Origin of the sequence: Mesorhizobium sp. M5C.F.Ca.IN.020.29.1.1 (assembly GCF_003997375.1) — a bacterium.
GTDB classification, from domain to species: domain Bacteria; phylum Pseudomonadota; class Alphaproteobacteria; order Rhizobiales; family Rhizobiaceae; genus Mesorhizobium; species Mesorhizobium wenxiniae.
In genome coordinates this window covers 1-8063 of record NZ_RZSW01000271.1, presented here as the reverse complement: position 1 = coordinate 8063, position 8063 = coordinate 1, and the positions used below count along the sequence as shown (strand labels likewise).

Here is an 8063-nt window from a genome sequence, read left to right as displayed (position 1 = left end):
TCGCCACAGTCTGCTCCGTCGCCTCTTCCTGCTCAAAGTCGGGTGCGGCATCGGCCGCACCGACCGACGCCACCGGCGCGGGCGGCCGCACAACGGAGCTGGTCGTCTCGCTGGATGGCACTTGCAGCGCGTCGACGCCGGGCGTGGATGTGCAGCCGGCAAGGCAAAGTGACGCGATCGAGAAGATGACGACGCCTGATAACCGCATCTGGACCTGTACGCAGAACACAACAGACCGAGGGCAAGACAACGCCGCCGGACAACCGATCCAGATTACTAACGAGAAATTGCCAACAAAGTTTGAATCAAATTGTTAGGACGAGAGTTGGGCAAACAGAATACATGGCGCCCGCTTTATCACCGTAGCGGTGAGAGCTTGGAAACGCCGGCAGGATGGAGACGGCGAGAAGGATCGCCGACGCCTGCAGGCCCGCTGCCTAGCCGCACAGCCATAACTTGTGGCAGCTTTCGGCTACCATGTGAGCGGGCGGTATGAAGCGGTCGGTGACGGGGCGATCGTTGACGACCGGTGCATCATCCCGGCGAACCTTTTCTTCAAGCAGCGAGCGAAGCTCGGCCGGCTGTACGCGGTCACGCTCCATCACGAGCTTGACCATCGGATCGCTCAAAAGCTCATCCAGGGTGTTGATTCTGTCTTTCATCCGTCGCCTCCTCGACTGCCGACCCGCACGTGATAGATAGGCGGCAATGATGGCTCGCCAATGACGCTTTGCCGGCTATCTCGTGTCCCGGATGAAAAAATTGGGCACGTTTTGCGCTCAGTTCGCCTGTGCTTCAGTTCGGGGGTGGCGCGCCTTCATATTGCGGCAGGCCGTCGTCAAGCTGCACCCAGGGCTGCTTCGAGGCGGTCCACATATGCATCTGCGGCTTGAATACCGAAGGGGCGTCGAGCGAGCCTGAGGTCACGCCGATGATGCCGGCGGAGTCGCGCCGGGAAAACATCGTCGTGCCGCAGCCCGGGCAGAAGCCGCGCTTGAGATCGGGCGAGGAATTCACCGTCGCCACCGGCCCGTCGATGGTCACGTCGTCGATGCGGAACAGCGAGCGTGCGTTGAAGGCCGCGCCCAGCGCCTTCTGGCAGAGCCGGCAATGGCAGACCCGCTCGTTGATCGGCGTGGCATCGGTGCGGTAACGCACCGCGCCGCACAGGCAGCCACCCTGATATTTCGCCATTACCTGCGCCCCTCTTTCTGAAGATTGTCGGCAAGGTAGCTGCCGGCACAGCAGCGTCAATTGAAAAGCCTTGATACGGCCATCTATGGCTGTGATGCGGGAGACGCCATTGGCCCCGAGGACGTGTGCCGGGATTGCCAATGCTTATCGTCGGCTTCAGAGGGATAAACCTGTCCAGCCATCTCGCGGGAGATGGGCCGGACAGGCCGTTGTCAGGTGGTTATTCCGCCTCGCTGATGACCTCTTCCCAGGTCTTGACCTTGGTCTCGCCATTGAGGAAGGGCAGAGTGACTACTGTCAGTTCCGGCGCGAAGAACACGTCGTAATGGGTGCGGTTCGGCAGGATGGCCAGCCGGTTCTGCGAAAGGTTCTCGCGCATCCAGCCGGCGTCCTTCAGTCCGCCGCCGAGCATCTGATAGAATTTGATCTCATGCTCGGGCCGGTACATGTCGCTGTCGCCAAAAACCAGCATGACCGGCATCTTCAGCTTGGGTACGTCGGCGGAGTAGTCGTAGTCCTTGCGCATATGGGCGCCCAGTTGATCGAGCAGCTTCGGAAAGTCCTGCGGATGCGGCGCGACCGCCACGTAGGACTTGTACATCGGCGTGTCTTTCATCATGTCGGCCATCGCCGCGCCGACCTGCGCCTGCTGGGTGCGCATGTCGGCATAGAAGCCGTCCGCGGCATAGCCGGCCGACACCAGGACCAGCCGGCGCACCGCTTCAGGATGCTGGACGGCCATGCGGAAGGCGACGCCGCCGCCCAGCGAATAACCCATGACATCGACCTGCTCGTAGCCGAGCGCCTTGACGATCGCCGCCATGTCGTCGCCCATCGCCTCCAGGCTGAGCGGCCGGTCGCCGAGCGCGGTGCGGCCGTGACCGTGCAGGTCGACGCCGATGACGGTGCGGTTTTCGGCAAACTTCGGCAGGATCGGCGCGAACATGTCGGTGGTGCCGAGACCACCATGCAGCAGAAGCAGCGGCTCGCCCTTGCCGTAGACGGCGTAATAGTAGTTCAGGCCGTTGATCGGCAGCAGGCCGGATTTCGCCGGCTTCGGCATTGCTTTCGTTTCAGTGGTCATGACGGGCTTTGCTTCCTCGGCTTTGGTGGAGCCCGGCGCGGCGAAGAACGCTGCAGCCGAGGCGAAAATGGCGAAAACATCGCTCTGGACATGTCGGTCTCCTTCCGTCCCGCTGATATCAAAGCCGCTTGGCGACTTCTTCGAGCTGGTCGGCGCACTGGCCCCAGCCCTCGTGAAAGCCCATCTTCTCGTGCTCTTCGCGGTCAGTGACGGACCAATGCGCAACCCGGGCGATGTAGCGTGTCTTGCCCTCGCCCTCGTCCTCGAAGGTCAGCACGAGCGTCATGAACGGCTTTTCGGAAGGCTCCCACGCCTTCGTATAGGCGTCGGTGAGAACGATCTTCTTGCCCGGCACGACTTCGAGGAAGATGCCGGGGTTCGGAAATTCGTCACCGTCGGGTCCCGCCATGACGACCAGGCTGGAGCCGCCGCTGCGCACATCCATTTCGGCGCGCGGCGTCGTCCACGGCTTTGGCGCGAACCATTGCGTCACGAGCTTCGGCTCGGTCCAGCAGCGATAAACGTTCTCGCGCGGCGCATCGATGATGCGGGCAAGAACCAGTTCGCGGTCGGAGCCGGGGGCGATGTCGAGCTTGGTGGTCATGATGGTCTCCTCACTTGCATAAGAGTTGGCTTGAATGCCGGTTTCCGTCTCAAGGACGAGCGGGCAACGCGCAGCCCGACAGCGTCCGCGAAAATTTCACCAGGCCGATTCCGGCGAACGCCGAATGAGAGCTTAGTGGCGCTTGGCTTGCACCAGATAGGCGTCGATATCGGTCTCGCCGAGCCACTTCGCCGCTTCCAGCCGATGCAGGCCTTCGACCAGGACATGGCGCTTGCCGTCGTGGCGCACCTGGATCGGCGTCTTCATGCCGTTTTCCAAAATGTCTTCGGCCAGATGCCGGACGGTCTCGGGATGCAGTGTCTTCCTGCGCGCGGTCGGCACGTAGATGTCGTCCACCTTGACCTTTTGCACTCTCAGCATGTCGGCTCCCGTGGCGAAAAAGGCCACCCTTTGTGAGATAGTCGGTTTGGAAGGCAAGGCCAAGGCCGGCTGTGAGCATCGCTGGCCCGATCGTTTCCAATTGACGGTTGGCCGGCAGATGGTCGAAATGACGCGTTCGACCCTTCACAGGCGTTCATGACGAAGCTTCCTACCGAATTCCCCGATTTCGGACTGACGCCCCACCAGCGCCGGCAAGCCGTGCGCGGCCACTACTGGGAGTGGCCGGGCATGGATGGCGAACGCGGCGAGATCTGGTGCTACAGCGACCGTTTTTCATACCGCCGGGACGAGACGGTGGTGCTGCATGTCAGCTCGACGGCCTCCAGCTTTAGCATGTCGATCGTCCGCGACGGCGGCACCGAAACGAAAATGTTCGAGAAGGCTGGGATCGCGGCGCGCTGGCAGGATTCACCCGACCAATGTTCGGTCGTGGGCTGCGGCTGGGGCGCTTCGTTTGAATTCCGGGTCGGCGACGACTGGCCGTCCGGAGCCTACCGCGTCACGCTGACGGCGGACGGCCGCGACGGCAAGCCGATCCGCTGCCAGCATCTTTTCATCGTTAGCCCGCAGCCCGGCAACAAACGCGGTCGTGTGCTGCAGGTTGCAGCCACCGGCACCTGGCTTGCCTACAACACGTGGGGTGGCTCCAATCATTACGAAGGCATCACCGGCCCGAACCGCGACCAGTATGCCCCAATAGTGTCGAAGCAGCGGCCATGGTGCCGCGGTTTTGTTGTTCTGCCGAACGAGGCGCCGCGCGTGCCGCTCGAGGTCGCCGTGCCGCCCAAGACCGTGCCGCGCTATCCGCATATGGAATGGGCCTTCGCCACCGGCCATTCGAAGAAATACGCCTCGTCCGGCTGGGCAAGCTATGACAGCCACTTCTTTCGTTTTGCCGAGCGTGCCGGCTATGGGGTCGATCTCGCCAGTCAGCACGAATTGCATTTTTCACCCGAAATCCTCGACGGCTATGACTGCGTCGTCTTCGTCGGCCATGACGAATACTGGACCTGGGAGATGCGCGACACTGTCGACGCCTATGTCGAGCGCGGCGGCCATGCGGCGCGCTTCGCCGGCAATTTCATGTGGCAGACCAGGTTGGAGGACGAGGGCCGCCGGCAAGTCTGTTACAAATACCGCGCCCGCGCCGAAGATCCGGCCTATCGGGGCGGCGACGTGACCCGTGCCACGAACTCCTGGGAAGCACCTGAGATTGGCCGGCCGGGCGCCTCGACTTTCGGGCTCAATGCGACGAGGGGCCTCTACGCCGGCTGGGGCGGTTGCGCGCCGCGCGGCGTGCGCGGCTTTCCGGTCTACCGGCCGGAGCATTGGGCGTTCGCCGGCACAGGCATCTACTACGGCGACCTGCTCGGCGCCGACAGCCATGTCTATGGCTATGAGGTCGACGGGCTCGACCACGAGATCCGAGGCGGACTGCCCTACCCTACGCCCAACAGCGGCGCACCGGACGGGCTGCAAATTCTCGCGGTCGGCATGGCTGCCCAAGTCGAGGAGAGCGCCGATATTCCGTTCGAAGACCAGTTCCTCGGCGACGAGGACGGACGCTTCACCGCCGAAACGCTGTTCGGCGAGGCGAGCGACGCCAATCTCGACAAGGTCAAGCGCGGCAACGGCATGATCGTCAATTTCCCGCGCGGCAAGGGCGAGGTGTTCCACGCCGGAAGCTGCGAATGGGTCGCCGGCCTGCTAAGACAGGACCCGATGGTCGAGCTCGTCACCAAAAATGTTCTAGACCGCTATCTCGGAAAGTCCTGACATGCTGAAGTCCCAAACCCCTGCCCCGGACACCGAGACGCGCCCGCCATCGCATCTGTTCTATCTGTCCAGTCTGCGCCGGCCGCTGGTCGACCGCGCCGAAGGCATCTACATCTGGACGCAGGATGGCCGCCGCTTCATCGACGGATCGAGCGGACCGATGGTCGCCAATATCGGTCATTCCAACCGCAACGTGCTCGATGCCATGAAGCGGCAGATGGACCGCGCAACCTTCGCCTACCGGCTGCATTTCGAGAACGAGCCGGCCGAGGAGCTCGCGCGCGAGCTGGCCGGAAAGCTGCCCGAAGGCATGGACCGCATTTTTTTCGTCTCGGGCGGCTCGGAAGCGACGGAATCCTGCATCAAGCTCGCGCGGCAGTGGGCAGTGGCGACAGGCCAGCCCAAGCGCTGGAAGGTGATCACCCGCTTTCCCTCCTATCATGGCGGCACGCTTGGTTCGCTATCCGTCACCGGCGACGACGCCTTGGCGGAAACCTTCACACCGATGATGCAGGTCATGCCGACCGTGCCGGCGCCGGCCGCCTGGCGCGACCGCGACAATCTCTCGATGGAGCAGCGCGGCATCCGCTACGCCGACATGCTGGAGGAGAAGATCCTCGCCGAAGGGCCGGAAAGCGTGCTCGCCTTCATCATGGAGCCGGTCGGCGGCGCTGCCACCGCGGCGCTGGTCGCGCCGGACAGCTATTATCCGCGCATCCGCGAAATCTGCGACCGCTACAGCATCCTGCTCATCCATGATGAAGTGATGAGCGGTGCCGGCCGCACCGGAACATTCCTCGGTGGCGACCATTGGAACTGCAAGCCCGACATCGTCGCGCTGTCGAAGGGGCTGGGCTCGGGCTATGCGCCGCTCGGGGCGCTGGCGGCACCGATGCGGCTGGTGCAGCCGCTGCTCGCCTCCGGCGGCTTCCAGCACGGCCATACCTATGCCGGCAATCCGCTCGCCTGCGCCGCAGGGCTCGCCGTGCTTAGCGAGATGGATCGTCTCGGCCTGATCGCCAATGCAGCTGACATGGGCGACCTTTTGATGGCCGAGCTGAAGGGGTTGGCCAAGCGGTTTCCGTTTATCGCCGACGTGCGTGGAAAGGGCCTGCTCCTAGGTGCCGAGATGGTCGCCGACCCTGATACGCTGGGGCCGATCGCACCGGCGAAGAAGGCCACCCAGCGGCTGCTCGACCTCGCCTATGAGCGCGGCCTGATCATCTATGGGCGAAAGGTCAAGGGCGGCGTCGACGGCGACAATTTCATAGTGGCACCGCCGATGATCGTTACCAAGGAACAGGTCGGCGAAATCGTCGCCATCATCGGCGACTCGCTGCAGGTGCTGGCCGGCGAGCTCGATCTGCCGGTCGAAGGCTGAAAATGGCGCCGCGAAAAGTCATTGTCACCTGCGCCGTCACCGGGTCGGTGCACACGCCGTCAATGTCGCCGCACCTGCCGGTGACGCCGGACCAGATCGCCGCAGAGGCGATTGCCGCGGCCGAAGCCGGCGCCTCGATCCTGCATCTTCACGCCCGCGATCCCAGCGACGGGCGGCCAACGGCCGATCCTGATGTGTTCATGCAGTTCCTGCCGCGCATCAAGCAGGCAACCGATGCGGTGATCAACATCACCACCGGCGGCTCGTCGCTGATGACGCTCGACCAGCGGCTGGCCGCACCGCTCAGGGCCGAGCCCGAAATGTGCTCGCTCAATATGGGCTCGATGAACTTCGCGCTGTTCCCGATGCTCGACCGACCAAGGGAGTGGCGGCATGAGTGGGAGCCAAAGCTGCTGGAAGCGACACGCGACACGATCTTCAAGAACACCTTTGCCGATATGGAGACCGTGCTCGAAAGACTGGGAAAGGGCTGCGGCACACGCTTCGAATTCGAATGCTACGACGTTGGCCACCTCTATTCGCTGGCGCATTTTCGCGACCGGGGGCTGGTGTCGGGACCTCTGTTCATTCAGTTCGTGTTCGGCATACTTGGCGGTATCGGCGCCGATCCCGACAATTTGGTCCATATGAAGCGTATCGCCGACAAACTGTTCGGCGACAGCTATCAGTTTTCGGTGCTGGCCGCCGGGCGCCACCAGATGCCGATGATCTCGATTGCGGCAGCGATGGGCGGCAATGTCCGCGTCGGGCTGGAGGATAGCCTCTACGACGGCCGACAGCTGGCAAAGTCCAATGCCGACCAGGTGCGCCGTATCCGCAGCGTGCTCGACGGGCTTTCGCTGGACGTCGCCACGCCCACCGAGGCGCGGAAGATGCTCGCGCTCAAGGGCGGCGATAGGGTGGCATTCTGAGATGCGGCCGTGATCAACCCAGCGTCAAAAGACATTCGCATCCGGCCCGGTACCGTCGAGGATGTCGAAACCATCCATGCTGCGATCCTGCGGCTTGGCGCCCATATCGGCGCGCCCGAAGAAATCACTTCTACGGCCGACGACCTTCGTACCTACGGCTTTGGCGAAAACCCTGCCTTCTCGACGCTGATTGCGGAAGTCGGCGGCGAGTTCGCCGGCCTATGCCTGCATTTCCCGATCTTCTCGACCTGGATGGGCCGGCCCGGCATCTATGTGCAGGACCTCTATGTCGAGGATCGGTTTCGCGGCCGCAGGATCGGGGAACGCCTGCTGCGCCGTGCCGCGCGAGAATGCCGGGAGGACGGCGGCGTCTATCTCAGACTGTCCGTCGACACCGACAATGAAACCGCCAAAGCCTTTTACGAAAGACTGGGCATTGCCTGGTCGAGCTACGAGCAGGTGCAGAAGATCGCCGGCGACGCGTTCTTTGCCTTCGCCGATGCGCCGGATGAGGAGCCAAGATGAAAGCCTTTTATGCCTCGGAACAGAAGCGCCATGATCCCAAGGCATTCCTCTCCAGCGGTGCGCAGAAACCCAATCCGGAAAAGCCGGAACGCGTCGAACGGCTGCTCGCCGGCGCAAGGGCCGCCGGCTGCACGATCGAACGGCCGAGAGATCACGGGCCAGGAC

General features: G+C 63.2%; 9 protein-coding genes and 2 pseudogenes. 5 read left to right on the top strand and 6 right to left on the bottom strand.

Going from position 1 to position 8063, the window contains the following annotated elements; translation table 11 throughout:
* The 6 genes and pseudogenes from EOA85_RS20735 to EOA85_RS20710 form a co-directional block, all read right to left on the bottom strand.
* Positions 1 to 208 (bottom strand): annotated as a pseudogene (locus tag EOA85_RS20735) (muramidase); the annotation flags it as partial.
* A gap of 229 nt (positions 209 to 437) precedes the next feature.
* Entirely contained in the window at positions 438 to 662 is a 225-nt protein-coding gene (locus tag EOA85_RS20730; protein ID WP_029353718.1) for a hypothetical protein, read from the bottom strand.
* A 133-nt stretch (positions 663 to 795) separates the two neighbouring features.
* Positions 796 to 1194: a GFA family protein gene (locus EOA85_RS20725; RefSeq protein WP_065008164.1), complete on the bottom strand. Its 399-nt coding sequence runs from the start codon at positions 1192 to 1194 to the stop codon at positions 796 to 798.
* Between the two features lie 220 nt (positions 1195 to 1414).
* Entirely contained in the window at positions 1415 to 2278 is an 864-nt protein-coding gene (locus EOA85_RS20720) for an alpha/beta hydrolase (protein ID WP_245485902.1), read from the bottom strand.
* A 118-nt stretch (positions 2279 to 2396) separates the two neighbouring features.
* Positions 2397 to 2882 (bottom strand): SRPBCC family protein, encoded by a 486-nt coding sequence (locus EOA85_RS20715; protein WP_127210984.1) that lies wholly within the window; start codon positions 2880 to 2882, stop codon positions 2397 to 2399.
* Positions 2883 to 3014: 132 nt separating this feature from the next.
* Positions 3015 to 3263: a ParB N-terminal domain-containing protein gene (locus EOA85_RS20710; protein WP_065008163.1), complete on the bottom strand. Its 249-nt coding sequence runs from the start codon at positions 3261 to 3263 to the stop codon at positions 3015 to 3017.
* 156 nt (positions 3264 to 3419) lie between these two features.
* On the opposite strand from EOA85_RS20710, the gene EOA85_RS20705 reads away from it, so the two are divergent.
* The 5 genes and pseudogenes from EOA85_RS20705 to EOA85_RS39140 form a co-directional block, all read left to right on the top strand.
* On the top strand, positions 3420 to 5060 hold the full coding sequence (locus EOA85_RS20705; protein ID WP_127210983.1) for a N,N-dimethylformamidase beta subunit family domain-containing protein: 1641 nt from the start codon (positions 3420 to 3422) through the stop codon (positions 5058 to 5060).
* Between the two features lies 1 nt (position 5061).
* Positions 5062 to 6441: an aspartate aminotransferase family protein gene (locus EOA85_RS20700; RefSeq protein WP_127210982.1), complete on the top strand. Its 1380-nt coding sequence runs from the start codon at positions 5062 to 5064 to the stop codon at positions 6439 to 6441.
* 2 nt (positions 6442 to 6443) lie between these two features.
* Positions 6444 to 7373 (top strand): 3-keto-5-aminohexanoate cleavage protein, encoded by a 930-nt coding sequence (locus tag EOA85_RS20695; protein ID WP_127210981.1) that lies wholly within the window; start codon positions 6444 to 6446, stop codon positions 7371 to 7373.
* A gap of 9 nt (positions 7374 to 7382) precedes the next feature.
* Positions 7383 to 7898 (top strand): GNAT family N-acetyltransferase, encoded by a 516-nt coding sequence (locus EOA85_RS20690; protein WP_164759772.1) that lies wholly within the window; start codon positions 7383 to 7385, stop codon positions 7896 to 7898.
* Positions 7895 to 8063, top strand: a pseudogene (locus EOA85_RS39140) (histone deacetylase family protein); the annotation flags it as partial. The gene EOA85_RS20690 and the pseudogene EOA85_RS39140, both read left to right, overlap by 4 nt.

Coding starts and splice junctions, on each gene's coding strand:
- EOA85_RS20695 (WP_127210981.1), top strand. CDS start 6,444: ATGGCGCCGCGAAAAGTCATTGTCACCTGCGCCGTCACCGGGTCGGTG.
- EOA85_RS20700 (WP_127210982.1), top strand. CDS start 5,062: ATGCTGAAGTCCCAAACCCCTGCCCCGGACACCGAGACGCGCCCGCCA.
- EOA85_RS20705 (WP_127210983.1), top strand. CDS start 3,420: ATGACGAAGCTTCCTACCGAATTCCCCGATTTCGGACTGACGCCCCAC.
- EOA85_RS20710 (WP_065008163.1), bottom strand. CDS start 3,263: ATGCTGAGAGTGCAAAAGGTCAAGGTGGACGACATCTACGTGCCGACC.
- EOA85_RS20725 (WP_065008164.1), bottom strand. CDS start 1,194: ATGGCGAAATATCAGGGTGGCTGCCTGTGCGGCGCGGTGCGTTACCGC.
- EOA85_RS20720 (WP_245485902.1), bottom strand. CDS start 2,278: ATGACCACTGAAACGAAAGCAATGCCGAAGCCGGCGAAATCCGGCCTG.
- EOA85_RS20715 (WP_127210984.1), bottom strand. CDS start 2,882: ATGACCACCAAGCTCGACATCGCCCCCGGCTCCGACCGCGAACTGGTT.
- EOA85_RS20730 (WP_029353718.1), bottom strand. CDS start 662: ATGAAAGACAGAATCAACACCCTGGATGAGCTTTTGAGCGATCCGATG.